Below are 26,585 nucleotides of genomic sequence, written 5' to 3' on the forward strand. Positions count from 1 at the left end.
TTTTTGTCATTTAAGACTTATTTAGTGACGTCAGCACCGAACCATTTCTCAGACAGCGCTTTTAACGTCCCGTCTTTTTGCATATCGGCAATAGCACCGTCGATCGCTTTGACCAGATCGTCGTTGTCTTTACGGACTGCAACGCCAGACTCCTGACGAGAGAACGGCTCACCGGCGACGGCCAGCGTATCTTTGGTTTTCTTCACCAGATCCAGCGCAGCCAGGCGGTCGACCAGGATCGCATCGATACGGCCCACGCGCAGATCCTGATATTTAGTCGGGTCATCATCATAGGTGCGGATATCAACACCCTGAACATTCTGACGCAGCCACTCTTCGTAGTTGGTCCCAAGACCGACACCCACTTTTTTACCTTTGAGGTCTGCAGCGGTTTTGATCGTGCCTTCGTTACCTTTCTTCACCAGCGCCTGAATACCTGACACGGTATACGGCGTTGAGAAATCATATTTCTTTTTACGTTCATCGGAAATGGTGACCTGGTTAATCACCACATCAATACGTTTGGAATCCAGTGAAGCCAACATGCCGTCCCATTTGGTCGGTTTCAGCGACGCTTTCACCCCCAGATGTTTCGCCAGCTCTTCGGCAAACTCAACTTCAAAGCCGGTCAGTTTGCCATCGTCACCCTGGAAACTGAACGGTGGATACGTTCCTTCCAGCCCAACCAGCAGCGTGCCGCGCTCTTTGACTTTATTCAGTAATCCTTCAGCCGCGAACGTTTTCACGCTCATTCCCGCGACCAGCGCCACAGCCATTACGCCCATCAGCGCCTGACGACCCAGAAGTGCTAATTTCATAATTACCCCGATATAGTGGTTTTTTGAGTAGTGTAAGGCTTTCGCCTTTGGCGTCAAAGGCGAGTCCGCTACATCTTATTCAATTTTAATATATATCAGAAGTCGCTTCGGCGTAGACTTTCTGCGTAACCGCACCCGGCACATGCGCTTTATATTGCGCGTATTTACGCAGCGCGATGCGATAGTTATTGGTGCTGGTTGCAGGCAACCACGGTTCAAGATTTTCATCCATATAACCGGTTTTCAGTAAGTCGCGGGAGATATTTTGTACCGTCAGATGTTGCCCCAGACGACGCAGACGCACGACGTATTCGCGCACGGTCCCGTGGCTCATCTCGGTTTGTTCAAAGAGGAATTGTTTAAAGCCGATAATATCGAAAAAGTCGCTCTGCTCTTTGCAATGCAGATCGCCACAAAAACGACACAAAGCGACCCACTCCTGCTGCTCTTCACGCCACGCGGCTTCATCCATCAGGGTGTCGAGACGGGAGATCGCAATTTTATTCACGATTTCGCCACGACGAACCAGCGTAATACGGTCAAGCAGCTTATTGCAGTGAGCACAATGAGTCTGGCTGTGTTTAAAGTCTTTTAGGTAGCGGCTTAAAGGCCGTCTTTTAGATTGCTGCACCGTCATGATAACTCCTGGTTGTCAATACGTTGTGCGGCATTTTTCGGGCGAATTGACTCGCCTATAACTTACCCAGCTTGGTACGTAAGCGTTTAATGGCCTGGCTGTGCAACTGGCTCACCCTGGACTCCCCCACTTCCAGAACCGCGCCGATCTCCTTAAGATTCAGCTCTTCCTGGTAATAGAGGGTTAACACCAATTGCTCACGCTCAGGCAATGCTTCAATAGCATCCATTACGCGTTGGCGTAAATTACCTTCCAATAATTGGTGTAACGGGTTTTCGTGCTGATTCTCATCAGTCACCAGTTCAACACTATCGCCATGCTCTTCACGCCACTCATCATAGGAAAAGAGTTGGCTGTTATTGGTATCAAGCAACATCTGACGATAATCCTGAACCGCGATACCAAGACGCTCCGCCACTTCAGTTTCTGTCGCGTTTCGTCCCAGCTCTTGTTCCAGTTGCCCTATAGCATGTGCCACTTCGCGTGCATTGCGGCGAACACTTCGCGGTACCCAGTCACGGCTACGCAGTTCGTCCAGCATCGCACCACGAATACGCTGTACTGCGTAAGTCGTAAATGCCGTTCCTTGCAGAGCGTCATATCGATCCACTGCATTCAGTAGACCAATACCGCCCGCCTGTAGCAGGTCGTCCAATTCAACACTCGCTGGCAATCGCACCTGGAGGCGCAATGCTTCGTGACGCACCAGCGGGACATAACGCTGCCACAGCGAGTGTTTATCCATTACACCATCAGCGGTATAGAGTGTATTCACGATAAACAGCCCTGCGTTAATTGAGTTATCGGCATGATTATCCGATTCTGGAGGGGTTTTAATCGGGTGAATAGTGGGTGAAATGAGGGGTTATTTGAAGGGTAATGCAAAAAAGGAGACTGCCCGACTAATAGCCGGGCGACAAAGTGATTGTCCGGGTTAATGTTTTTAACAAATCATAGCCATCCCAGTGCAGTGTAAATTCCATGGTTTGACCCACTGCAACTATTCGATCAACGCCTTTTGGAGCCACGTTTTGAATAAACTGCTTAATGTTATTTTCTGTTAAACCCAACGTTGCGACAGTTTGGCATTTTTCACCGCACACGGGCGCCATTTCACTAATATCATCGAGTAGCCACTCATAAAAAAGGCCGCTGCCATGATGATTTTCCAGCATGTCCTGAGTCACTTTTTCCGCTTCGACCCGGAAAATATGCCGCGTTTCTGACGGAATATATTTTAATTCAGGGCTACGCGCCGCGCGCTCACAATAATCAGCCAATGTTTTCACCACGGAAACCGCTTCTGGCACAGGTTTGTCGCGCAAGCAAGCCTCAAACTCAGTCCAAAATAGGACGCGGGCCTCGGCTTTTTGCTCACCCAACCACACTACCAATTTTGGGGAGGTACAAGCCTGTTGGTCGGTTAATAATGTGTCGTTATAAAAGTTTTGCGCAATACGCTGTTTATTGTCGGCGGCGAGATAAGCATCGGCCTGAATAACGGCAATGGAATAGCGATCGGCAAAAGCAATATCGACTGCACGTGCGGACATGGGTGACTGACGAATTAATGCGATGGTTTTATCGCCCCCCCAAATCATACGAGCCTGACACATCGCAGAGAGTGCGTGATTAATTTCTGGCTCATGCCCATATTGCACCAGACAAATCAATTCACGTATCGCAACATGATGTTCAAGCGCCTGGTTAAGCGCCTGGCAAATAATATCCACCTGAACAAAAGGTTTCGAGGGCAGCCGCACGACGTTGGTATTTCCGGTTAGTAATCCAGCAAACAAAGAGTAAGCAAAATTGACGGCAACATTGGATGGCGCAATATGGAACGTAATACCTCTGCCCAGCAATAATTCATTATAGGCGTGCGCTTTTTTCATTTGTTCCAGCGCCGCTTTCCGACACCAGAATGCCAGGGAAATAACATCGCTGTGCGGGCGTGCCTGCGGTTCCGTAAGCAAAATTTTTGAAAAGGATTGCAAAAACGCGATCACGTCCGGGTCAAATGGAATACGCGGCTGAACATCGCGCATCTGCTCCAGCACCTGTTCGTTGCCTACCCGATAACGCAACGTTTTAAAAATCGGCGGCATAGGTATCACTGCATCCTCTTATTTCTGCATTTTTAAGTCGACCGATAATACGAAAATACTTTCCGGCTCTGCCGCACGGACAATCATCCTCGCCCAGCACAACCCCTTCATCTTCCGTCAACAATGAATGCCCAGGATAAGATTCCGGGAGCGTCGAGAGCACCTGGATAATACCTGGCTTACCGTGCGGGCAGGGTGAAAGATCCAATGGATCGCGCACGATAACATCCGAGAAAATACTGGCGTGTAGATGGCCGTGCTCACACTGCATATAGATGCAGCCGGTTTGTTCCACCATGCCGTAATAATCATACACTTTCGTCAGGCCGCACACGCTGTGCAACGCATCGGCAAACGCGCTGGCGGAAACCGCCTGCGACTGAAGCTTTTTCCAGCCACCGCCGTGGATAAGGATCCCGTTCGCTAAATCCAGCTTAACGCCGCTTTCCTTAAGCGCCTGATAAAAATGCTGCCAGACCATAAAGGTAAAACCAAACAGCAGAATAGGTTTACCCTGATGACGTTCCAGAAACGCGGTGATGCCGTCGATATCCAGCGCCATGGTATCCGTTAACGCCCAGCACCGGTCGGAGCCGAACATCGAAAATCCGAGGATCCCCGCGCCGCGCGCAGAGAACATATTGCGATCTTTCATCACCGCCGGCGTATCGAGAATGAGCATGGGCAAACGCCCGGCGCCAGTGAAATGGCTGACAATTCGCACCAGTGTTTTCTGCTGTCGCGCCGCCGTCATCTTATCGAGAAAAATACGCGACACCGCCTGCCCTGTCGTCCCTGAAGAGGTCATGGTTTTCACTACCTCTTCATCCGGCACGCTTTTAAGCGTCAACGTTTTAAACAGCGACACGGGCAAAAACGGGATATCTTCAGGCTGTTGAAGTTGCGACACATCGCAGCCCAGCCCCTGCAAAATGTTGCGGTACGGCTCGCAGTGCTCCTGATGATGTTCCGTCAGTTTGCGCAGTCGTTGCAGCAGATGCTCACGCTTTTCCTGGCGCTCAAACGCGTAGGGCCCGTGTTCCAGCCACGCATCAAACTCAATCACAGAACGCCTCCAGCTCTCGGTACAGCGTCTTACCTGCCGGATTTTTAGGAATCGCGTCGATCCCTTTCACCGTAAAGGCAGAATGGTGAAGCTGGCAGGTTTGTGCAAGATAGCTTTTGACCGCTTCAGTCTGAGCGGCATCGGTGATAAACACCTGAACGTTGTCGTCACGCCCAACCACCACGCACTCCGTCGCCGGGAAGGCATTCAGAACCAGATGCTCAAGCTCATCCAGCCCGACGCGGTTGCCGAACACTTTCAGAAAACGCGTCTTTCGCCCGACGATGGTGTACAACCCCTTCTCATCAACGCTTGCCAGATCGCCGGTAGCCAGACGCCCCTGGCGCTCGTCACCTTTGACCAGGTCTTCACGGCAGGTCGCGTAACCGAGCGTCACATTCTCACCGTAATAAATCAGCTCACCGCGCTGTCCCGCTGCGGTGATTTCAGTCCCGGTCTCATCTTCGAGCGCAAATCGGCCACCGGGGATCGCCCTTCCCATCACGCCGGGATTATTCACCGATAGCGCCGGGGGCAAAAAACCCATCCGCGAGGTGGCTTCCGCTGCGCCATACATGACGAAAAAGCGTAATCCTTTTTCCGCTGCCCACGTCGCCAGCTCACTTTGCAGTTCCGGGCGTAATTTTCCCCCCGCCTGAGTCAGCGTTTTTAGCGACGGGAGATCCATGCGGGTAAAGCGCAATTTTTTGAGAATTTCCCAGCTGTAAGGCACGCCGGATAACGATGTGGCCGCATGCTGTTTCAAAAAACGCCAGAACGTCGGTTGAACCGGCCCGCTGTTGGTCAACAGCAGCGTGGCCCCTTGCGCCAGATGGGTATTGATAATCGACAGGCCGTACACGTAGTTCATCGGCAGCCAGGCGAGCGCGCGCTCGTGGCTATCGATAGCGAGATAATCAACGATACTGTGGGTGTTACTGAGCAGGTTTTGATAACTCTGGCGCACCAGTTTCGGGCTGCCCGTCGAACCTGACGTGGCAATCAGCAGTGCCAGCGTATCGTCCATCTCCGGCGCGGGCTGATGTAAATCGTGCAGCTGATAGCTACCCGCGTCGGCGTCATCCTGTTTCCAGACGAAACCAGGGCGATAGATAGCCATTAGCTGTTGCAGCAGTTCCGGGGCGATATTTTTGTCCAGCATCAGCGGCACGGCTCGAGCGTTCAGACAGGCCAGATAGCCCACCAGCGCGCCGGGACTGTTATCGCACAGACAAAAAACCAGCGCGCGGGCGGTTAACTGTTCTGCAAGCGTGTTGACCGCGTGCGCCAGCTGGCGATAGGTCAGCTGTGTTTCATCATCGCTGATAACCGCCACCGCATCGCCGTACTGTTCAAGGTGCCAGAAGGGTGTCATAGCCCGGTCTCCAGAATCGCACCCGCGATCTGCGCTGCGGTCAGTCCGCTTTGCTCCAGCATCCACGCGTATTCGCCAGCCGGGCCGTAACCCTGCGGAATACCAATGGTTAACAGGCGCGGCGTGGTTGGCTGAGTCACCAAAAATTCGGCGACAGCACTGCCCAGCCCGGCGATCACGCTATGTTCTTCGACACTGACCATCAGTTTGCAGCCCAGCTGTTTTTTCAGCGCGTCGGTATCCAGCGGTTTGATGGTAAACATATCCACCACGCTGCAGCTGATCCCGCGCTCGGCCAGCAGGTCTGCTACCTTCAGCGATGCCGACACCATGCTGCCGGTCGCGACCAGCGCAACGTCCGTCCCCTCCCGAAGCACGTTCGCTTTGCCGGGTGTGAACTCAACGGCGTCACGATAGACAATCGGCGTGCGCATACCGCCCGTGAGGCGCAGATAAACGGGACCGTGATGCTCCGCCGCTGCGAGAGTCAGCAGCGCGGTCGCGGTCGCATCAGCAGGAGAAAGAATGGTTAAATTCGGAATCGACCGCAGCGTGGCGATATCTTCGATTCCGTAGTGCGTGGTGCCAAACATGCCCATCGCAAAACCCGACGCCAGCCCGACGACCTTAATGTTGCCCTGCAAATACCCCATGTAATGGCGCATTTGTTCGCAGGCTCGCAGCGCGGCAAAATTCGCAAATGTCGTCGCAAAGGGAATGCTTCCCTGAGACGCAATCCCCGCGGCCACACCCATCAGATTTTGCTCAGCAATCCCCACGTTGATATAGCGTTCGGGGAACGTGTGGCTAAAACGCTCCATGCCCGACGTAATACCCAGGTCCGCCGTCAGCCCAATAATATTCGGATTCTGCTGGGCGAGGTTTAGCAGCGTCACGCCAAAGGTGCCGCGCGTGCCCATCATCGACCAGGCGCGGACGTCAGCGGGAGAAACGGAAATTTTCATACCAGCTCCTCCAGCGCAGCGCCGTGCTGCGCCGCTGACAGTTTCGCGCGGTGAAACGCGTTGTTATTTTCCATAAAGGAGATCCCCTTCCCTTTCACGGTAGTGGCGATAACCGCTTTTGGTTTGTTGTGGGAAGGTGCAGCAAAGGCCTGTCGCAGCGCCTGAATATCGTGCCCGTCGCACACTTCGACGTGCCAGCCGCAGGCTTGCCACAGCGCGGGGAAATTCATTTTTAGGGTTTGCTCGCAGGCGATATCCGACTGATATCCGTTGACGTCAACGATAGCCGTCAGATTATCTAATCCGTGATGCGCAGCAAAAAGTGCGCTCTCCCAGATAGATCCTTCATTACATTCGCCATCGCCCAACACCACATAGCTGTGCCACGGCTGTTGCTTGAGACGCTGATGCCAGGCGATACCGCTGGCAAAACCGACGCCAAGCCCAAGCGAACCGCCCGCGAAATCAATCCCCAGCGCGGGATTCATCGGCGTTAACGCCGGAAATTGCGATCCGCTCTGGTCGAAGGTCGCCAGCTGTTCATCGCTGAGCACGCCGTAATGGTGCAATGTCGTATAGAGTGCCAGCGCGGCATGCCCTTTACTTAATAAAAAACGATCGCGTTCCTGAGCGGCCATATTCTCTGGCTGATAACGCATCACCGATCCATACAGAACGGTGGCGATATCGACCATCGACAGCGCCGAGCCAAGATGTACGCCGTCAACGGGCGCATGGAACGCGACATCAACGATCGAGCGGCGGATCTGGCGGGCGGCCAGCTGCAGTTCAGCGAGCGATTTCATCGTAATCCCCCGTCGACGCGAATTGTCTGACCGGTAATGTAGCTGGCCAAATCGGAGACCAAAAAGACCGCCGCATCGGCGATGTTAGACGGATTACCCAGACGGCGGAGATCCGTCTGATTGCGCGTGGCTTCGATAATGGCCGCTGGCAAGGTGTCCAGCATATCGGTATCGGTAATGCCCGGCGCGATGCAGTTCGCGCGGATCCCGGTTTCACCCAGCTCTGTGGCAATCGACTCTGTTAAGGCAATCACCGCCGCTTTTGATGCGCCGTATGCGGATTTACCAGCATTACCATCCTGCGCGGCCGTTGAGGCGATATTGACGATACTGCCCTGCTTCTGGCGGGTCATCAGTTTTGAGACCGACTGAGTAAAATTGAACAGCGCGAAGAAGTTGACTTCAAACTGCTGGCGTAACGCCTGCTCGGTGGTCATCTGGAACAGCGCATTCAGCGTGATACCTGCGTTATTGACCAGGCCATGCAGCGGACGCTTGTCGCTCATCAGCTGTTTGACCGCCAGCTTCATCGCGGCCGTGTCGGTCAAATCAAAACAGAGCGGCCAAATTTCGACGTCGTGACGTGCAGCAATCTCAGCCATGTCGGCTAAAAACGCATCGTCAGCGCTGCGGGCGTGGGCATAAACATTGGCGCCATTCGCCGCGAATGCTTCAACCATCGCCCGACCAATACCGCGCTTGCAGCCGGTGATAATCACATTTTTATCTTTTAACAGCATACGATGCTCCTTAATGACCAATGCCGCCGTCAACGCGGATAACCTGTCCGGTGACGTAGCTCGCCGCATCAGACGCTAACCAGCAAAGTGTGTTTGCCACCTCTTCGGCAAGACCAGGGCGTGAAATCGCCGCTGCCGCCATTTTTTTAGCGACCACGGATTCCGGTAAATTCTCCGTCATCGCGGTCTTAATCACGCCGGGTGCCACCGCATTCACGCGTATCCCCTGTGGCGCAAGTTCTGCAGAGAGCGTTTTGGTCGCCGCCACCATCGCCGCTTTCGACGCTGAGTACGATAACTGACCGACGTTGCCGTCCAGGCCAGAAATACTGGCGATATTGATGATACTGCCGCGCTTATTACGTAGCATTAAACGCGTCATATACTGGGTAAAGACCATCTGCGAGAAGAAATTGATGGTGAAGGTTTTTTGCATCTGAGCCAGCGTGACCATCGGGAACAGCGCATCAAGCGTGATTCCCGCCACATTCACGAGGATATCAATCGGCTGCTTGGCTTTTTGAATGGTCATCGCCGCGTTTTTGATTGAGGCATCATCCAGCAAATCAAAGCTAACAGGCGTGATAGACACGCCGTGTTCTTCACTCAGGTCGCGGATGAAGGCCAAAAAGGCCTCATCTTCCTGCTGAACGCAGGCAAACAGGTTCGCACCCTGGCGGGCGAAGGCCACGAGCGTTGCCTGACCAATTCCCTGCAGGCATCCAGTAATAACGGCAGTTTTCCCGGCCAGTAACATGTTTACCTCTCCGTTAATCAGGCAACTTCAACATCATATTTATTAAGGATCTCTTTCCCTTTTTCCCAGGAGGAGAAATCAATAATGTCTTCGGTGTCCAGCATGATGTCGAAGGTCTCTTCCAGCGCGGCAATCATGCTCATATGGCCCACGGAATCCCACGACGGCGTATCCTGATATTTATAGGTAGGCAGAATATCTTCTGACACTTCAAAGGTTTCGACGAAAATCGCGTTGTATTTTACTAAGTTAGTCATGTGAAATAGCTCCAGATAAAACAGTTACTTAAATACTTTCTTTTGATCGTTTTTGCGCATCACGCGCGCCGGATTACCCAGCGCGACAGACTCATCGGCAATATCGCTGAACACGGCGCTGCCCATGCCAATGATGACGTCATCACCGAGGGTGGTTTTTTCTTTAATGGCAGAATTCATTCCGATAAAGACGCGCTTGCCGACCACGCAGTGCCCGGCCAGCGTCACGTTGCTGGACACCACGCTGTGCACGCCAACGTGCGTATCATGACCCACACTCGCGTGCGGCTGAATCAGGGTGTTTTCTGCAATAAAAACGTCGCAGGAAATAAAGGCGTGGTCGCAGATAATCGCGCCCGCACCAATGTGCGTTCCCGACGGAATAAAAACAGAGGGATGGATTAACGTCGCCAGGCTGGTTTTCGCCAACACTTTCTCAGCCAGTTTCTGCCGCGCGGCGGGCTCGCCAATGGCGATCACCACTTCCGTGCAGGGATGATCCAGCAGCGCAAAGCGGTGAACCGGCACGCCGGAGACCACATTTTCGTCCGTCACATCATCAATAAAAAAGATCTCTTCCCAGCGTGAGGATTGATTCAGCTGCTGTGCCAGCATTAAGACTTCGCGTCCCAGGCCGCCTGCGCCATAAATACCCAGTTTCATGCCACTTCTCCATCTGCATGGCGCACCAGCGGTTGATTCGCGGCGGTCGCGCTGTACTGGCGAATCATCGCCACCACACGATCCTGATCGTCCTGCGTCAAATCAGGGTAAATCGGCAGACAAAGAATCTTCTGCGAAATACCCTCGGCCACCGGCAGATTTTGCGGGCTGGCTGAGGGCAGATGGCGATACATCGAGAACGAGCTGATCAGCGGGTAGAAATAACGGCGGGAGTAAATATTCACCTCTTTTAGCACGTCATAGAGCTGGTCGCGGCCGATCGGGTACGCATCGTTGACGATGACCGGGAAATAGGCGTGATTCCACTCCACGTTGTCCGGCGCACGAAAGACCTCAATCCCATCGATATCGCTGAGCAGTTCGCAGTAGCGCGCATAAATGTCCGCACGGGCCGCTAACGCACCGTCAATGTGTTGCAGCTGCACCAGGCCAAACGCGGCCTGAACTTCGTTCATTTTGGCGTTAATGCCCGGCGCAACGACGGTCGTCTCGTCGGCAAAGCCAAAGTTTTTCAGATAGTCGATGCGTTGCTTCATTCTGGCGTCCGGACAGATAATCGCCCCGCCTTCAAAGGTGTTGAACACCTTCGTGGCGTGGAAGCTCAGAATCGACAGATCGCCGCAGTTCAGTACGCTCTGGCCATCTTTTTTCACGCCGAACGCGTGGGCCGCATCGTAAATCACCTTCAAACCCCAGGCATCGGCAATCTTCTGGATGCCGTCGACATCGCACGGAATTCCGTAGCAGTGCACGGGCAGGATCGCCGAGGTGGCAGGCGTGATCAGCTGTTCAAGCTTCGCCGGATCGATATTGCAGGTGACCGGATCAATATCCGCGAAGACAGGCGTGAGACCGTTCCACAGCAATGAATGGGAGGTCGCCACAAACGAATACGGCGTGGTGATCACTTCTCCGGTAATGCGCAGCGCCTGTAATGCCGTCAGCAACGCCAACGTGCCGTTGGAAAACAGACACAAATGTTCAACGCCAAGATAGTCCGCCAGCGCTTTCTCCAGCTGCTGGTGGAACTGACCGCCGTTGGTTAAAAACTTGTTGTCCCAGATTTGCTCCAGGTAAGGAATAAATTCCTCCAGCGGCGGAAGCAGCGGGCTGGTGACGTAAACATTATTCTTCATAGCGCACCTTCAAAATAAAACTGTGTTTGCCTTCGCGAGCGCAATGACGCCGCCGCGAACCGCCCTACTCTTCTACCGTAAAACTTTGCGCTGGTTGCCCGGCACAATATATCTGCCACGCCTGACGCAGCGCCTTTTCCAGCGGTGCTGCGACGTCAAATCCATCCTGCTTGAGCGGCATTTGCTGGCGCATTCTCTGTCGCCAGCCGTTGAGTTCTTCGAGGTTGCTTTGCCACGCGACGGCTTTCTCGACGTAATCCTGCTGGCTGGTGGCGACAAACTTTTGTAGGCCGTAGATATGCATGATTTCCACGCCCTGTCGGGAAGACGTTGTTCCGCCCGCAATGCTCAGCGTGGGCACCCCCATCCAGACGGCATGGCTTGTGGTCGTGCCACCGGTGTAAGGGAAGGAGTCGAGCAAAATATCCACCTCGTGGTGCATACGCAGATAATTTTCAAGCCCGGTCGTTTTACGGAAAATCAGCTGTGAATCCAGCACCCCGAGCGCACACAGTTTTTTGCGATAGCGGGCAATCATTTCGTCGTCGTCCATAAAGCCAATGAGCAATTTGGCCGTCGGATTACGCGCCATGATTTGCGCCCACACGGCGAAAACCTCATTGTTGAGTTTTTTGGAACGGTTGAAGCTGCCATAGGTGAAATAGCCATTGCTCAACGCCGGTAGCGGGTTGACGTCAGGGCTAAGCTCACTGGGTGCAAAGAAACTGCGCAGCGGCATGTAGAGCAATTTTTCCGTGTACTGATCGTCCATTTCACCCGGTTTGCCAAGCCCTGGCGTGGTGATACGGTAATCCATCTGCTCAAGACCGGTGGTGCCGGGATAACCAATCCAGGTCATCTGAATGGGCGCAGGTTTAAAACCAAACACCGGCAGACGGGTGCCCGTGGTGTGGCCAGACAGGTCAATCAGAATATCAATCTGATCCTCGGCGATTTGCTTCGCCACTTCGGCGGCGCTAAGTTCAGTCACCAGGCGGCTCAGGGTAGCGGTTTGATCGTAATGGTCTCTGACCGCATCACTTTTATCGATGGTGTGGTAAGCAATGACATCAAACCGATCGCGGTTCAGGTTATCCCAGAATGGCAGGAAGAAATTGCTGACCGGATGAATGCGCAGGTCACCCGAGACGAACCCGACACGCAGCTTACGGTTGGGGTCTTTATTGCCGAAATAGCGGATGTTCACCTGCTGTGCAGCACACCATTCATTCAGCTGACGGCCATAATCCTGATGGGCAGCAAACAGCTCGGCGGGCGTTACGCTGGCATCATGCGTCAACACAAACAGCAGGCTGGTAAAGGTATCAAAATCATAACTTTTCAACGTCAGTGCTTTTTGCAGGAAATAGCGCGCATCAGCCATTTTTTGGTTATCGCTGAGGATGATGCCTATGATGCTCAGGAAATACGGCACGTCTGCCCGCAGACGAATGGCCTGCCGGGCACATTTCTCAGCGACCGCCATTTCCCGACGTTCGTGGTAGATACACGCGAGCAGGTTCCAGCAGTTGGCATTTTTATCGTTAATGCGCAGTAATGCCCGCAGTAACTGGCGAGCCTGCAGAAGATCGTTGGTTTTAAACAGCGCAGTTGCCAGATCGAAATAGCTATCCCAGTGCATGGAAAACTGGCCCAGCAGACGGCTACTCAGCTGTAGCGACGATTTCCACGCGCCCATTAGCAGGCTTGACCGCGCCTGACAGCGCAGCAGATGAACGTTGTCCGGATCGGCTTCGAGCAAACTCTCCAGCCGTTCACGCCCCTCTTTATTACGCCCTTGCCTGATAAGCGCGTTAACTTCATCGTACACGCTGTCGTACTGTTGATTGTCTTCGACCGATATCGGCTTGAGATCTATTTTGAGCGGGAAACCACCGTATTTACGTTCACAGCTGAAGATCAGCAGTGCGGTATAAACCTGCTTAATGATTGCCACATTGTCGGACTTCATAAATCGCTGGAAACCGGCACGCCACGCAGCGGTCGAACCGGTCAGCAGGCCTTTGTCACGCAGCGCGCAAAACAGCAGCCAGCTTGATTCATCGCTGTTTTTTATCTCATCCGTGGCAAAGACCCACTCTTCGCGGCTAAGCGTTACGGTTTGCCCCCAGTAATTACCGAGAGTGATGAAATCCTGCTCTGCAAACGCCTCTTCCGTCACGGGCACAATGGGCCGCAAAACGGTGTCAATGGCGTCGTTATAAGGCGAAGGAACGGCGCTGATCATGAGGCCATTGATGGTGTTCCCCAGCAGATCCTGCAGCGAGGCGACCAGCTCAGCGCGGGTGTCGCTGGCCGTATCTTCCGGGAAGCGACAGTGGAAAAGCAGCTGCTCGAAGCTCAAACTCAACGGCCAGACTTCCGTCAGGACATCCAGGATTTGTAGCGTGGTTTTGTTTTCCGTTTTCAGCGGTGTGCCATCCAGCCCGATATGTCCGTTCGCCGCTACGCCAAAGTGGTTGATCTGACGCTTAAAGCAGCCTGCCCAGTGCAAATGCTCAACCGATTTCAGGTCTGGCGTAGTCGCAGCGTCGTGCGCTCCAGCATGCGAGAGCAGGCTAAAACGTTCGCGGCGGTTGACGGCAAAATCAAGATACTGCTGGCTTTTCTCACGTGAGCTGCCGCCGCTAATCAGGGCATGCATCTGCCCTGTCTGGATGCCGAACGTGTTCGCCACTTCAGATTGAGGAACGGCATCGCCAATATAGCTAAAGCCCGCATCGGTGATTTGCTGATGGAAATCGGTGAAATAATCGGCCTGATTGATATTGCCGAGATAGCGGAACGCGAGCGTCAGATCGCTGCTTTGCTCTGCGTCAGTGACCTGATTTTTCAGGCCGCCTTCGGGCAGCGTCATCGCCAGATAGCTGAGCATCCCGCGCGCGGAATCCAGCTGAGCGTCGATACCCTCTGCGCCGCTGGCGTGGAAGCTGAGCGAGTCCTGCAGCGTTTTCGCATCGTGCGCGCCCGGCAGTACCTGCCAGTGAATCGCCATCATGCCCTGTGCGGAAAGGTGCGTCTGGCACCAGGCCAGCAGCGCTGTGCGCTCGTCGCCTCCCATCAGAGAAAACAGCCCGCGCAGGATGATGTAATCAAATTCACCCAAATCGGAGGCCAGCAGATCGGCAAGCCCGGCATGATGCAGCTCAATGTTCGCCAGCGCATACTGCGCGATCTGCTGTTGACCGCGAGCGATGTCGTCTTCATGAATATCGACGCCAATCGCCACGCTTGCGGGCCAGGCCAGCGCGTTGGCAATCAAGGATTCACCCTGCCCGCATCCCAGCTCCAGAATACGCGCCTCTGCGGGAATAACCGCATCAGCGAGATAAAGCGAGGCCGCCGCATGAAAAGCAACTGGCGTATGACGAGAGGCAGAGTAAACGCGTGTCACGATAACGTATCCAAAATAAAGAATGAAACTGTCTTTGCCGCGGCTCAGGCCTCTGGCAGATATTTGCTATTCAGCTGGCGTTTATAGTCCTGATAAGGACCAGCAGCGTTTTTCTTGGTGGTCACCACCCAGCTAAACGCCGCGTCGGAATGCCTGATATCAATAAGTTCTTCCGTCGGTTCGCGACCAATGGCCATCTGCTCAACCGGGGATAAGATATCAACCGCAAAAGAGAGCGCGATTTGATCGAGGAACCATTCGGCTTTGTCACTCGCCAGGTTAACGTCGATGAAATGCCCCACCGCCGCAAAATACTTTTGCGAGATTTCACCGCCGCGGGTATAGACGAATCCGGCCGGGATCTGTTCCCACAGCGGCAACCCCTGATGATGCGAGAAGATCAGTTCGTTATCCTGGTAGCGCGTTTTCACCTCATCCCACGGTTTTCTCACCAGGCAATCGGCGTCCAGCACCATCACCGGCCCGGTGATTTTCTCGATCGCATGGCTCAGGAAGACAAAGCGGCGGCAGGCGTAATGGACATTGACCGCTTTGAGCGCGGCAAAATATTCGCTACTGAGTGAGATCGACAGCCCTGGCAGTTTTTCGCCAAGCGACTTCAAATGCGAAATCATTTCTGCGTCGCAGTTATAAATGTGGAAATGGACGTTCAGCGCGGTGCCGTTGGTTTCATAGAGGGAGAGCAGCAGCGCGATAGCGTGTTCGTAGTAATAGCCTTTATCGCACGCCACCAGCACGGTCGTTTTGCCGTTATCTTCCGGCGCGATCAGCCATTCGTAACGGGATGCATCCAGTTCTGGCGCGGGTTCCGCCAGCGGTCGGAAATCAATAAACGAATCGGGATAACCGCCCAGCTTATAGATGCAGCACACCACCATCACCAGCGTCATGCGATCTTCGCCAATCAGATCGGCGTTCGACGTTAACTGCTGAATCACTACATGCGCCTGGTTGTAATCCTCTTCCATCAGACAGATGAGCAGCAGGATTTTAAGGACATCTGGCGTTTCGCTGAGCGTTGAAAGATTGTTAGAGATAAGGAACAGCACCGAGTCGATTTCATTGACGCGGAACAGCAGTTGAATAGACGCCACCAGATAATTGACGTTGTCCGAGAGCTGCATGGCCTCTACGACCTGACGGGTGATCAGCGCGACTTTTTCGGCTGCCAGCGGTCCGTCAGAGCGACCATCAAATGCACCGTTAGCGAGTGCAACTGAACTCATCATCAGCTTTAATGCGCGATCGTTTTCCGTGTCTAAATCGGTTTCCGCATCCCAGAGTTTCGCTTCGAGCGAGTCAAAATCAGCATTGGCATAGTTCAGGATTTCGACCACAAGATGCGCGGGAAGAGCATCGGCATCAGGCAAAGAGATCGTACGGGTAAAGACATCCCGATAAAATTGATGCAAAGCTCGGGTACGAGCGTAATTAGTCATATTTTACGTAACCTGTGGTGACACGATTTTTAGCCAATACTGCAGATGCTGAAAGGTTATCACCAGAGCGGCAACCATAATGGGGGGAACAAAACCTAAATGAAGGGCTTATTTTCGATATTAGAAAACGAGGAGGCTGACGTAATTAAGGAAAGAGAGGCAAAAAAAAGGCTGCTGTTTCCAGCAACCTTTTCTGAATATTCTGCGAAATTAACGCAGCAGGGACAGCATCGCCTGAGGAACCTGGTTTGCCTGAGACAGTACAGAAGTACCAGCCTGCTGCAGGATCTGCGCGCGAGACATGTTAGAAACTTCGGTAGCGTAGTCAGCGTCCTGGATACGGGACTGAGCAGCAGACAGGTTAGTGATAGAGTTGTTCAGGTTGTTGATGGTAGATTCGAAACGGTTCTGAATCGCACCCATGTTTGAACGAGCTTCGTCGATTTTACCGATAGCTTCGTCAGCAGCAGAGATAACAGCCTGTGCAGTAGAGTTATCAGCAATTTTGGTGCTCAGAGTGGAGCTCAGAGTACCGGAAGTTGCGTTGATCAGCGCAGTGCTGTCGATAGAGATGGTGTCGTTAGTAGAAACACCAGCACCAACCTGAATGCTCAGAGCGGTAGATACCGCACCGTTCAGCAGGCTTTTGCCGTTGAAGTTAGCACCACCCGCGATACGGTCGATTTCAGACAGACGCTGAGTGATTTCAGTGTTGATTGAATCCAGGTCAGTTGAACCGTTGGTGTCGTTTGCTGCCTGTACAGACAGTTCACGGATACGCTGTAAGTTGGTGTTGATTTCGTTCAGGTTGCCTTCAGCAGTCTGAACCAGAGAGATACCGTCGTTTGCGTTACGTGCTGCCTGAGTCATCCCTTTAATCTGGGAGTTCATACGGTTAGCAATCGCCTGGCCAGCAGCATCATCTTTAGAGCTGTTGATACGCAGACCAGAAGACAGACGCTCGATAGCGGTACCCAGGGAAGACTGAGATTTGTTCAGGTTGTTCTGAGTAGTCAGGGACAACAGGTTAGTATTGATAACTGCCATGATTAAATTCCTTCAAATTGATTTTTAGGGTCGGTGTCTAACACTCACGGCGTCTCTCACCGTCAACAAGGTTATCGACGGGTCTGAAAAAGACTTTAGAAAATATCGAAGGAATTTTTTAATTCACTGTTTTTAAAAGAATTGTTTTTTCATCCACGCTTTAAGCATTCCTTTTACGCGTTCAAAATCTCGCCTCCCGTGCATCCGCATTGCGCGCTTTATTAAGGGTCGATCCTGGATTTGAACTGTCGAGGCGAGCGTTATGCTTCTATAAGCCTCCGTTTGAGGGGGTAATTCCACGATTTATTTTTTTGAGCTTACCGTAAACTTTTCCGGTGTATGGCCGATATAAGTCTGAAACTACCATTGACAAGGAACAATGTATGGCGACTATCAGTAACCTCGGCGTCGGTTTGCCTGGGCTGTCAGACCTGTACGATAAGTTACAGGCTGCTGAAGAGACAAAATTAACGGCCATTGCTACGCAGAAAACCAAATACGATGCGCAGATTACGGGTTACGGTAAATTGCAAAGCGCCCTGACCAATCTGCAAACCGCTGCGGCTAAGCTGGCTAACACTGATACCTGGAACTCAACGACGGTTACCAGCACCAATACCGCGTTCGCTGCCACTACCTCAACAAATGCTAACGTTGGCGAGTTTACGGTTAACGTCAGCAAGATTGCTAAAGGCCAGGTTCTGACGACAGCGCCAGGCACCATTGATAGCAATACGAAACAGCTGGGCGGCACGACAGCGGATAACACCCGTACAATTACCATCACCCAGGCTGGCGCTGACAGCAAACCGATGACGGTGAAACTGGCAGACGGTGATACATCGCTGAATGGCATTGCGAAAGCGATTAACGCAGCCAACGGCGGCGTGACCGCAAGCGTAATCAAATCCGATACCGGTGATTATCGCTTGATGCTGTCCTCAAAAACCACCGGTACTGATTCGGATATGACCGTATCAGTGACGGGCGATGACGCGCTGAACGACGTGATTGGCAGTGCAGCCCTGAACGAGCAGGTCAAATCGCAAAATGCCGTTGTGAACGTTAACGGTATCGACATTGTCCGCCAGAGCAACGTGATCAACGACGCGATGCCAGGGGTGACCTTAACCCTGAAAGCACAGAGCACAGCAGATGAAACGCTTTCAGTAACGCGTTCCACCACGGATAATAAAAAAGCCATTACCGACTGGGTTACAGCCTATAACTCATTACAGTCAACCATTGCTTCTCTGACCAAATACGAACCGCCTGCGACGGGTGCTACCGCCCAGTCTTCCAGCAACGGCGTATTGATGGGTGACAGCACTATCAGGGGAGTACAGTCCGATCTGCGCTCTTTATTGACCAATGTCCAGAGTGGATCGTATGCCATTATGGCGCAGTTGGGCATCACCCAGGATCCTATCAAAGGCGCTGACGGCGCAGTTGGGAATTTGAAAATTGATGACAAGAAGCTGACCCAGGTGTTAGCAGATAACCCAGCTGGCGTGCAGGCTTACTTTGTTGGTGACGGCAAAACGACCGGTTTCGCGACCCAAATGAATAACAAACTGACCGATATGCTCAGCACCTCCGTCGGCAAAGAAGGGGTTATTCAAAATGCGAAAGATGGTATCAACGCGACACTGAAATCCATCGGCAAGCGTTATGAAGCGATGGAACTCACCATCGATGCCACGATGGCGCGTTACAAAAAACAATTTAGTGATTTAGATGCACTGGTCACCAAATTTAATGGTACCGCCAGCTATCTGACTCAACAGTTCAGCACGAAGTCGTAAATAAGAAAGGAACCTCTATGTATAGCAAATCTGGTGTACAGGCCTATCAGAAGGTAGGTGTTGAATCTGCCGTCTTAAGTGCCAGCCCGCACCAGTTGGTTGTCATGCTATTCGACGGTGTCCATAGCGCGCTTGTTCGAGCGCGCCTGTTCCTTGAGCAGGGTGATATCCCTGCTAAAGGCGAAGCGCTCTCGAAAGCCATCAATATTATCGACAATGGACTTAAAGCTGGGCTGAACATGGATGTTGGGGGCACGCTTCCCCATAATCTATCAGCACTTTACGACTATATGGTACGCCGTTTGTTGCACGCTAACCTGCGTAACGACGTTGAGGCTATCGTTGAAGTTGAAGCACTGCTGCTTAATATTTCCGACGCCTGGAAGCAAATCAATCCAGGTTTTCCTCCCACGCAGGATCAATTTTGATGAAAGACTCCAGCTTATCCCTAAAAAAGTGGCATGCACTTTCTGCACTGAGTAATACCATGCTGAGCCTTGCTCAATCCGGGAAATGGGATGAGCTTATTGAACAGGAGGTCGCCTACGTTTCGCTGGTAGAAAAGATCAGCGTTACCCCTTTCCCGCCTGACAGTAAGCATATACAGGAACAGGCGATGGTGATGCTGAACAATGTGCTGCAGAATGAAATGACGCTAAAAATTCTGCTGCAGGAGCGGATGGATGAACTGCACGGTCTGATGGCTCAGACCGGCAAGCAGAAAAATGTGAATATTACCTACGGAAGGCTTTCCGGTAACGTTTTGTTTCCCGGAGAGATCAATCAGTAATCCACATTAGCGGTTTATCATCCATACTCCAGAGATTCGCCGATAACGGCCTCTGGAGCACGGAAGATGAAAAATCCCACGCTATTACAATGTTTTCACTGGTACTACCCCACCGGCGGTGAATTGTGGCCGGAAGTGACGGCCCTGGCTCCCAATCTTAACGAAATCGGCATCAACATGATTTGGCTGCCCCCCGCCTATAAAGGTGCATCGGGTGGTTATTCTGTTGGCTACGACTCGTACGATTTATTCGACCTCGGTGAATTTGATCAAAAAGGCTCTATTGCCACCAAATATGGTGATAAGGCCCAATTGCTTGAAGCCATCGCGGCGTTAAAAAGTAATGACATTGCGGTGCTGCTGGACGTGGTGGTGAACCACAAAATGGGTGCGGATGAAAAAGAGCCCATCCGTGTGCAGCGCGTCAATGAGCAGGACCGCACCCAGATCGATGAAGAAATCATCGAATGCGAAGCCTGGACCCGCTACACCTTCCCTGTCCGCGGTGGACAATATTCTCAGTTTGTCTGGGATTTCAAATGCTTTAGCGGCATTGATCATATCGAAAACCCGAACGAGGACAGCATCTTCAAGATCGTCAATGATTACACCGGCGAAGGCTGGAACGATCAGGTCGATAACGAGATGGGGAATTTCGACTATTTGATGGGCGAAAATATCGATTTTCGCAATCATGCCGTGACGGAAGAGATCAAATACTGGGCACGTTGGGTCATGGAACAGACCCAGTGCGACGGTTTTCGACTCGATGCAGTCAAACATATCCCCGCCTGGTTCTACAAAGAGTGGATCGAACACGTCCAGGAAGTCGCGCCAAACCCGCTGTTTATCGTGGCCGAATACTGGTCCCATGAAGTCGACAAATTGCAGCAGTACATTGAGCAAGTTGAAGGCAAAACCATGCTGTTCGACGCCCCGCTGCAAATGAAATTTCATGAAGCGTCTCGTCAGGGACGTGACTATGACATGAGCCAGATTTTCACCGGTACGCTGGTGGAAGCCGATCCGTTCCACGCGGTGACGCTGGTGGCGAACCATGACACCCAACCCCTTCAGGCGTTAGAGGCCCCGGTAGAATCCTGGTTTAAACCCCTCGCCTACGCGTTAATCCTGCTGCGCGAAAACGGTGTGCCCAGCGTGTTTTATCCCGATCTCTTTGGCGCAAACTATGAAGACACCGGCGGTGACGGCGAAACTTACCCTATTGAAATGCCGATTATCGAACAGCTGCACGAGCTGATTCTCGCCCGTCAACGTTTTGCCCATGGGGTGCAAACGCTCTATTTTGATCATCCAAACTGTATTGCGTTCAGCCGCAGCGGTACGGACGAAGAACCGGGCTGTGTGGTGGTGCTGTCGAACGGTGACGAGGGCGAAAAAGCGATCTGTCTGGGCGAGAATTACGGCAACAAGAGCTGGCGTGATTTTCTCGGCAATCGTGAAGAGACGGTCACCACCGCCGCAGATGGCGAAGGCACGTTTACCTGTAACGGCGGGAGCGTGAGTATTTGGGTCATGGAGGATGTGCTGTAACGGAGGAAAGTGTGTTTGCCGGGTAAGGCAGTGTTGCCACCCGGCACACAATTTATGGCAAGGTGCTTTCGAGCGGGTTTTTAGTCAGGTATTGCGCACATTCCACCGTTGGGCGGTCGACGCGTTGTAATTCCATACCATCATATTCCAGGGTATTGCCTTCGCGGTCCAGCTGATAGACATCCAGTTTGCGCGTGACGTTATAGAAATCATCTGAGCGCAGCATGATTTTACCTGGCACAGCGACAACCCGCTGCCACTGACGGCAATCCAGCGTGTCGCCCTCTTTTGTCACCACAAGCGTTGCGATCGCCTGCGGACTCACCATTTTGCTTTGCGGCCCTTTCGACTGCCAATAGCCCGCCAGATGTGCAGGGACCGGATGTTTAACCACATCCTGATAATTATCGACCTGCACACACCCGGTCAACGCCATCAGCGCGCCAACCATCACTATTTTTTTCATCATCTTTCCTGCCTGCGAAGAAAAAAATATTGTGGCATTAAAGCGTTAAAGCCGCCAGCGCAAGATGCTGAATGAATGGCAAGGACTACACCTGCATCGACATCATAGGAGGACGAAACCCGCCGCCGTAAAAAGAGGTATGCTGAAGAGTAGCTAAAAACCGGGATCATTCAGGAAGTCATTGCCAAAAAGTGGTGAAGCCATCACTTCGAAAGCCGATGGCAACGAACGCGGTCTGGGATCAACACACCCGCATTCGCTTTGCCTGTCAGCCCTAGACTATTAGTGAAAGTTTCTGTCGATTCACTTACCTAATCAATCAGTATGCGCAATAAAACCCTTCAAAGTGATATAGATTCGACTCATCACAGATGAATATTTTCTTCGCTCAGCTTATCTTGATGGTGCTGTTTATATATTCTTTTAAAAATCATAGTGTTAATTCAGGGGAAATCTTTGATTATGCGTAATCTTGACTGCGAGAACACTTCATGATGTTCACGTCTAAACTGGACGGGTCACATTTCTATAATTACGAGGTGGAAAATGTCAAACGATATTTTATATTTCCAAAATTATATTGAAAGTAACGTAGTACCTGAAATTATCGATGTCGATAATTATAGCACAACAGATTATGATGGAGTTCCCCTAAACCCATCACAACAGTCAGTCGTAAAATTACCCGTTGGAGCATGGCTGAAATTCAGAACAAAAATTCCCTTAGGCCGTAATTCTACGTGTATGATATATGCATCCACAACCTCAGATAATCAAAAAATAGATATCTCCATCGGAAGTATATCTAACGACCCATTATGGAGGATTACCGCAACGAAGGTGGGTGTAGAAAATTATTTTATAGACAATTACTCAAATACCATAGATTTCAACACAGAGTCTGAACAAGATGTTTATTTTAACTTCCCTTCTGGGTTTAATGGATGCCTCAATTGGTTCGTTTTTTGTCAATACTCAAATACTGAAGCAAATGAAGAAAAACTCAGGAGAATGAGTTGGTTTACAGAATCTAAATTTGGACACATGATACATTGGGGAGCGTATTCTGTGCTAGCCAGGGGCGAATGGGTAATGAATACGGAAAAAATCCCCAAAGATGAATATATACAGCAAGCATGCATTCCATTCGATCCAAAAAATTACGATCCTGATTACTGGTCGGATATTATCCTTGGCGCTGGGCAAAAATACGTTACCATAACAACAAAGCATCATGACGGCTTTGCCATGTTTAATACTAATGTGAAAGATTTCGCACCCTATGATGTGGTTAATACAGCCAGCGCTCATCGGTCTGTTTTAAAGCCGTTTGCTTCTGCATGTCATTCTAAAGGAATAAAATTTTGTTGTTACTATTCGTTGCTTGACTGGGGCAACAAATGGGAAGTAGCAATAGAAAATGCTAATTCTCTTGATCCTGAAAATATTAATCCAGATGATGTAACACGTTATCTGTCAGAAATGAAAGAACATCTGAAAGAACTTATTGAAATATTCGATCCGGTATTAATATGGTTTGATGGTGCATGGGCTGCCTTTATAAATGACGAAGTTTCCCAAGGGATTGCTAAATATCTTCATTGTCTTTCTCCTGACATTATTATAAACGACCGTATCGGAAATGGATATGGGGATTACGCAACGCCAGAAAAGAGCATCCCTGCCGGGACAAGTACTGGTTTGTGGGAAACATGTATGACTATTAATAATAGTTGGGGGTATAACAGTAACGATCAAAACTGGAAATCTACGCAAACTTTGCTGAATGAACTACTTGATTGTGCCAGCAAAGGTGGAAATTTTTTACTTAATACCGGGCCAACTGCAGACGGCATTATTCCTCAACCCTGTGTTGACAGGCTTGATCAAATAGGAAAATGGTTATCTAAATGGGGACAAGCCGTTTATCAAACTCGAGCCGGCACCCTTGATGTCTCATATCAGCCGGGATGTTTTTGTACAGTGGATAAAAACAACATCCTTTATGTGACGCTAACCGAAAGAAGCCAGGATGATCAAATCAGGATAGATGCACCTCAGGTATTGCCGGTTAGATGCTACTGGCTTAATAACCCCTCCTCTTCGTTAACGTATACCATTATTGATGGCTTGATGGTTTTCTCGTTGCTGGAAGGTCCTTCAGATGATTTAGGCATTGTTTTGGCAATGGAATTTGAAGAGCTTCCTCAGCCCAAAAACTATCCTGATAAAGCCCTGATGAAACATGCCACTGCCAATAATGTATGGAACAATGATATAAAAGAGTATGGGCCGCAATTTATGGTTGATGGTAATGAAGCAACTCGGTGGGCCTCAAGCATAACACCGGTTATCGTTGAAGTTGATTTGGGAAGTGTTCAAACACTTACAAGAATTGGGTTCAGGCAATATGAAACGAGAATTAATCAGTTCGTTATTGATGCTTATATCGACGATGCGTGGCAGCCAGTTATTACCTCCTCTTCTCCAGCAGCTTATTATATTGGATATCTTGATACTCCGATACGGGCAACTAAAATACGTTTAACAATTAATTCAGTATTTGATGATAACAATTCAAGTATATATACACTCTTTGCGTTGAATGCTAATGAAACACTTCTTCCCGTTAATATACCTATTAACTTAGCAAAAGGATCGTCCGCATCAGCCACTGATGTCTGGTATGATAAAGAAGATCAGTATGGTCCATTATTCGCTATTGACGGCAACCAGACAACCCGATGGGCTGCAAACGCTAATCCACCGTTACCCATTGAACTGACGTTTAACTTTATTAGAGAAACAACATTTGACTTAGTTTTAATTTCTGAGTATTTAACGAGCCAAGAAACCATTAGCCGCATTTCAAATTTCTCTCTGGAAGTTTTCAGTGAAGAACATGGTTGGGTTGAAATATTTAATGGTAATGATATATCAGTCCCCATTTCATTACCCTATCTAACCAAGGGTGAATCAATAAAACTCATTATCAACGATGTGATAGACCAGAGTGGCCCCAGCATTTATGAATTCTCTGTATGGCAAACCGCAAGAAATCAACATGCTCCCCTTGATGATGAGGAGATTCTTGAACTGGAATCCAGGAGCTGCTTTGAATATTTCTGGCGTGAGGCTAATTTGACCCCGGGCGCTAGCGGATATGGTCTTATTTCTGATACGACAAATTCGAGACGAGCAACCATTGCGAATACGGGGTTTGGCCTTTCGTCATTCGTCATTGCAGCCGAACGTGGATGGATTGACTTCGATTTAGCACAGCAACGTTGTCAGCTATCTTTAGTAAGTCTGTTGAATACAGTCCCGCAAGTTAATGGTTTCTTTTACCACTTTATCGACATGGATACATTAGATACGGAGGGAAGCAATGTTTCTACCGTTGATACAATGTTAGCCCTCAACGGAATTTTAACAGCTGGGCAATATTTTGGTGGTGAATGTGGGGCACTTGCCCAGCAAATATTCGATCGTGTTAACTGGCAAAGCGCAGTGAGCCCTGATGGTTATTTCACTATGTCAATCGCACCTAATGGTGACTTAAGTCCTTCTAATTGGGGTGGCTATGCTGAACAATTTTGTATGTATCCTATGGCGCTAGGTTCAACAACCTTTGCTCCCAAAGAAGGAGCATCGTTGTTTTATAATCTGGGCTTTCAGCATGGAAACTATAAAAATAATACTGATGTTATTTATGTGTTCGATGGTGCTCTATTTGCCTATCAATTTTCCCATGCATGGATTGATTTCCGTAAATGTAAAGACAGAAACGGTATAGATTGGTGGCAAAACTCAGTGAACGCTACCGAGGCAAATTATCAATTCTGTCTGGATTATCATGACATTCTTCCATCACTGGATAATTTGAATTGGGGGTTAACAGCGTGCAATGGCCCATCCGGCTATGGTGTTTATGGCGCGCCTCCATCGGGATGGAGTAATGCAAATAATGTGCATTATACAGATGGTACTGTAACGCCAAGCGGACCGCTGGGCAGTCTGCCATTCACGCCGGACAAAGTTATGGCGTCGGTCAGAGCGTGGTATAACACCCCCTCTCTCTGGACAAGTTATGGATTCTCTGAGGCCTATAACACGTCGACAGCGTCGATATTCTACTGTCCGAAAAACTCGGGCCTCACTAAAGGTATTACAATATTGATGATTGAAAACTATCGCAGTAGGCTGATATGGGATACCTATATGAGCCATCCGGTTTTGAAAAGAGGATTACCTGTCATATTCGATAATCCTTAATCGTAAGGCAATGCGACGCTATTTAAGTGTGTCCTAAAACATAGACGGTAGCGTCGCAGCTTTTCCGGAGAAACACAGTCTGCTTTTAGCTTTTTTTTATACTCGTGGCGGTAAAGCTAAGGCAGTTTGGCAGAAGTGACATACATCCATGCACTTTCGTGTTCTACCTACAGATAGCAACAGGAAATAGTGTGGCTACACCGTAAATGTTGATGAATAAGAGAAGTAATAAATAGGAGATGGGAAACGACAATGCGGCGCGCCGGATTTGCTATCGCAAAGTAAATCTCGCCAGGCATGCTGTTGATTAACGGCTGGAGCAAGCCTAACGTTCACCGCTAAGCAAATGGGGCGCTCTGACGTTCTGAGGATTTACCGCATATACAGTTCATGGATGGCCGAAAGCAATCAAGAACAAGGGATC

22 protein-coding genes are annotated in these 26,585 nt (G+C 50.6%); 5 read left to right on the plus strand and 17 right to left on the minus strand.

Annotated features, from left to right (window positions below; all coding sequences use genetic code 11):
* Positions 1–17 precede the first annotated feature (17 nt).
* The 16 genes from tcyJ to I6L74_RS00175 all read right to left on the minus strand — a co-directional run bounded on the left by tcyJ (position 18) and on the right by I6L74_RS00175 (position 17,271).
* Complete coding sequence (gene tcyJ, locus I6L74_RS00100; RefSeq protein WP_059179642.1) at positions 18–818, minus strand: cystine ABC transporter substrate-binding protein; 801 nt, start codon at positions 816–818, stop codon at positions 18–20.
* An 85-nt stretch (positions 819–903) separates the two neighbouring features.
* Positions 904–1,455, minus strand: coding sequence for a flagella biosynthesis regulatory protein FliZ (gene fliZ / locus I6L74_RS00105; protein ID WP_059179641.1), 552 nt, complete (start codon positions 1,453–1,455; stop codon positions 904–906).
* Between the two features lie 55 nt (positions 1,456–1,510).
* A complete protein-coding gene (locus tag I6L74_RS00110) occupies positions 1,511–2,230 on the minus strand; it encodes an RNA polymerase sigma factor FliA (protein ID WP_015959511.1) in 720 nt (239 codons plus the stop codon).
* A gap of 127 nt (positions 2,231–2,357) precedes the next feature.
* Positions 2,358–3,563 (minus strand): acyl-CoA reductase, encoded by a 1,206-nt coding sequence (locus I6L74_RS00115; RefSeq protein ID WP_059179640.1) that lies wholly within the window; start codon positions 3,561–3,563, stop codon positions 2,358–2,360.
* Positions 3,547–4,629 (minus strand): LuxE/PaaK family acyltransferase, encoded by a 1,083-nt coding sequence (locus tag I6L74_RS00120; protein WP_082691941.1) that lies wholly within the window; start codon positions 4,627–4,629, stop codon positions 3,547–3,549. Before I6L74_RS00120 ends, I6L74_RS00115 begins: the two co-directional genes overlap by 17 nt.
* Positions 4,622–6,004, minus strand: coding sequence for an AMP-binding protein (locus I6L74_RS00125; RefSeq protein WP_059179639.1), 1,383 nt, complete (start codon positions 6,002–6,004; stop codon positions 4,622–4,624). The genes I6L74_RS00120 and I6L74_RS00125 overlap by 8 nt, the downstream gene beginning before the upstream one ends.
* Entirely contained in the window at positions 6,001–6,969 is a 969-nt protein-coding gene (locus tag I6L74_RS00130) for a transketolase family protein (RefSeq protein WP_059179638.1), read from the minus strand. Before I6L74_RS00130 ends, I6L74_RS00125 begins: the two co-directional genes overlap by 4 nt.
* On the minus strand, positions 6,966–7,775 hold the full coding sequence (locus tag I6L74_RS00135) for a transketolase (protein ID WP_059179637.1): 810 nt from the start codon (positions 7,773–7,775) through the stop codon (positions 6,966–6,968). The genes I6L74_RS00130 and I6L74_RS00135 overlap by 4 nt, the downstream gene beginning before the upstream one ends.
* Positions 7,772–8,515: an SDR family NAD(P)-dependent oxidoreductase gene (locus tag I6L74_RS00140; protein ID WP_059179636.1), complete on the minus strand. Its 744-nt coding sequence runs from the start codon at positions 8,513–8,515 to the stop codon at positions 7,772–7,774. The genes I6L74_RS00135 and I6L74_RS00140 overlap by 4 nt, the downstream gene beginning before the upstream one ends.
* A gap of 10 nt (positions 8,516–8,525) precedes the next feature.
* Positions 8,526–9,272: an SDR family NAD(P)-dependent oxidoreductase gene (locus I6L74_RS00145; protein ID WP_059179635.1), complete on the minus strand. Its 747-nt coding sequence runs from the start codon at positions 9,270–9,272 to the stop codon at positions 8,526–8,528.
* A 17-nt stretch (positions 9,273–9,289) separates the two neighbouring features.
* Positions 9,290–9,529 carry a hypothetical protein gene (locus I6L74_RS00150; RefSeq protein WP_059179634.1) on the minus strand — a complete coding sequence of 80 codons (240 nt, stop codon included), beginning with the start codon at positions 9,527–9,529 and terminating at the stop codon, positions 9,290–9,292.
* A gap of 24 nt (positions 9,530–9,553) precedes the next feature.
* Positions 9,554–10,192 carry an acetyltransferase gene (locus tag I6L74_RS00155; RefSeq protein ID WP_059179633.1) on the minus strand — a complete coding sequence of 213 codons (639 nt, stop codon included), beginning with the start codon at positions 10,190–10,192 and terminating at the stop codon, positions 9,554–9,556.
* Positions 10,189–11,349 (minus strand): DegT/DnrJ/EryC1/StrS family aminotransferase, encoded by a 1,161-nt coding sequence (locus tag I6L74_RS00160; protein WP_059179632.1) that lies wholly within the window; start codon positions 11,347–11,349, stop codon positions 10,189–10,191. Before I6L74_RS00160 ends, I6L74_RS00155 begins: the two co-directional genes overlap by 4 nt.
* A gap of 64 nt (positions 11,350–11,413) precedes the next feature.
* Positions 11,414–14,764, minus strand: coding sequence for an O-linked N-acetylglucosamine transferase family protein (locus I6L74_RS00165; protein ID WP_059179631.1), 3,351 nt, complete (start codon positions 14,762–14,764; stop codon positions 11,414–11,416).
* Between the two features lie 44 nt (positions 14,765–14,808).
* On the minus strand, positions 14,809–16,224 hold the full coding sequence (locus tag I6L74_RS00170; protein WP_059179630.1) for a hypothetical protein: 1,416 nt from the start codon (positions 16,222–16,224) through the stop codon (positions 14,809–14,811).
* 210 nt (positions 16,225–16,434) lie between these two features.
* Complete coding sequence (locus I6L74_RS00175) at positions 16,435–17,271, minus strand: flagellin N-terminal helical domain-containing protein (protein WP_059179629.1); 837 nt, start codon at positions 17,269–17,271, stop codon at positions 16,435–16,437.
* 383 nt (positions 17,272–17,654) lie between these two features.
* Here I6L74_RS00175 and fliD point away from each other — a divergent pair, with 383 nt between their 5' ends.
* The 4 genes from fliD to amyA all read left to right on the plus strand — a co-directional run bounded on the left by fliD (position 17,655) and on the right by amyA (position 21,420).
* Positions 17,655–19,076, plus strand: coding sequence for a flagellar filament capping protein FliD (gene fliD, locus I6L74_RS00180; RefSeq protein WP_059179628.1), 1,422 nt, complete (start codon positions 17,655–17,657; stop codon positions 19,074–19,076).
* Between the two features lie 17 nt (positions 19,077–19,093).
* On the plus strand, positions 19,094–19,504 hold the full coding sequence (gene fliS, locus I6L74_RS00185) for a flagellar export chaperone FliS (protein WP_015959526.1): 411 nt from the start codon (positions 19,094–19,096) through the stop codon (positions 19,502–19,504).
* Positions 19,504–19,866: a flagella biosynthesis regulatory protein FliT gene (fliT, locus tag I6L74_RS00190; protein ID WP_059179627.1), complete on the plus strand. Its 363-nt coding sequence runs from the start codon at positions 19,504–19,506 to the stop codon at positions 19,864–19,866. The genes fliS and fliT overlap by 1 nt, the downstream gene beginning before the upstream one ends.
* Positions 19,867–19,932: 66 nt before the next feature.
* The gene (gene amyA / locus I6L74_RS00195; RefSeq protein WP_059179626.1) at positions 19,933–21,420 is read left to right on the plus strand and encodes an alpha-amylase; all 1,488 of its coding nucleotides are present in this window, start codon (positions 19,933–19,935) and stop codon (positions 21,418–21,420) included.
* A 52-nt stretch (positions 21,421–21,472) separates the two neighbouring features.
* On the opposite strand, the gene yedD is transcribed toward amyA, so the two are convergent.
* Positions 21,473–21,886: a lipoprotein YedD gene (yedD, locus tag I6L74_RS00200; protein ID WP_059179625.1), complete on the minus strand. Its 414-nt coding sequence runs from the start codon at positions 21,884–21,886 to the stop codon at positions 21,473–21,475.
* 546 nt (positions 21,887–22,432) lie between these two features.
* Between yedD and I6L74_RS00205 the strand changes: the two genes are divergently transcribed.
* Positions 22,433–26,161, plus strand: coding sequence for an alpha-L-fucosidase (locus I6L74_RS00205; protein WP_082691939.1), 3,729 nt, complete (start codon positions 22,433–22,435; stop codon positions 26,159–26,161).
* Positions 26,162–26,585 lie beyond the last annotated feature (424 nt).

Origin of the sequence: Lelliottia amnigena, from assembly GCF_019047465.1 — a bacterium.
Taxonomy (GTDB): Bacteria; Pseudomonadota; Gammaproteobacteria; order Enterobacterales; family Enterobacteriaceae; genus Enterobacter; species Enterobacter amnigenus.

Excerpts from the sequence above, each read along its gene's own strand:
- tcyJ (WP_059179642.1), bottom strand. The coding sequence starts at position 818 with ATGAAATTAGCACTTCTGGGTCGTCAGGCGCTGATGGGCGTAATGGCT.
- fliZ (WP_059179641.1), bottom strand. The coding sequence starts at position 1,455 with ATGACGGTGCAGCAATCTAAAAGACGGCCTTTAAGCCGCTACCTAAAA.
- I6L74_RS00115 (WP_059179640.1), bottom strand. The coding sequence starts at position 3,563 with ATGCCGCCGATTTTTAAAACGTTGCGTTATCGGGTAGGCAACGAACAG.
- I6L74_RS00125 (WP_059179639.1), bottom strand. The coding sequence starts at position 6,004 with ATGACACCCTTCTGGCACCTTGAACAGTACGGCGATGCGGTGGCGGTT.
- I6L74_RS00130 (WP_059179638.1), bottom strand. The coding sequence starts at position 6,969 with ATGAAAATTTCCGTTTCTCCCGCTGACGTCCGCGCCTGGTCGATGATG.
- I6L74_RS00135 (WP_059179637.1), bottom strand. The coding sequence starts at position 7,775 with ATGAAATCGCTCGCTGAACTGCAGCTGGCCGCCCGCCAGATCCGCCGC.
- I6L74_RS00140 (WP_059179636.1), bottom strand. The coding sequence starts at position 8,515 with ATGCTGTTAAAAGATAAAAATGTGATTATCACCGGCTGCAAGCGCGGT.
- I6L74_RS00145 (WP_059179635.1), bottom strand. The coding sequence starts at position 9,272 with ATGTTACTGGCCGGGAAAACTGCCGTTATTACTGGATGCCTGCAGGGA.
- I6L74_RS00150 (WP_059179634.1), bottom strand. The coding sequence starts at position 9,529 with ATGACTAACTTAGTAAAATACAACGCGATTTTCGTCGAAACCTTTGAA.
- I6L74_RS00155 (WP_059179633.1), bottom strand. The coding sequence starts at position 10,192 with ATGAAACTGGGTATTTATGGCGCAGGCGGCCTGGGACGCGAAGTCTTA.
- I6L74_RS00160 (WP_059179632.1), bottom strand. The coding sequence starts at position 11,349 with ATGAAGAATAATGTTTACGTCACCAGCCCGCTGCTTCCGCCGCTGGAG.
- I6L74_RS00170 (WP_059179630.1), bottom strand. The coding sequence starts at position 16,224 with ATGACTAATTACGCTCGTACCCGAGCTTTGCATCAATTTTATCGGGAT.
- I6L74_RS00175 (WP_059179629.1), bottom strand. The coding sequence starts at position 17,271 with ATGGCAGTTATCAATACTAACCTGTTGTCCCTGACTACTCAGAACAAC.
- fliD (WP_059179628.1), top strand. The coding sequence starts at position 17,655 with ATGGCGACTATCAGTAACCTCGGCGTCGGTTTGCCTGGGCTGTCAGAC.
- fliS (WP_015959526.1), top strand. The coding sequence starts at position 19,094 with ATGTATAGCAAATCTGGTGTACAGGCCTATCAGAAGGTAGGTGTTGAA.
- fliT (WP_059179627.1), top strand. The coding sequence starts at position 19,504 with ATGAAAGACTCCAGCTTATCCCTAAAAAAGTGGCATGCACTTTCTGCA.
- amyA (WP_059179626.1), top strand. The coding sequence starts at position 19,933 with ATGAAAAATCCCACGCTATTACAATGTTTTCACTGGTACTACCCCACC.
- yedD (WP_059179625.1), bottom strand. The coding sequence starts at position 21,886 with ATGAAAAAAATAGTGATGGTTGGCGCGCTGATGGCGTTGACCGGGTGT.
- I6L74_RS00205 (WP_082691939.1), top strand. The coding sequence starts at position 22,433 with ATGTCAAACGATATTTTATATTTCCAAAATTATATTGAAAGTAACGTA.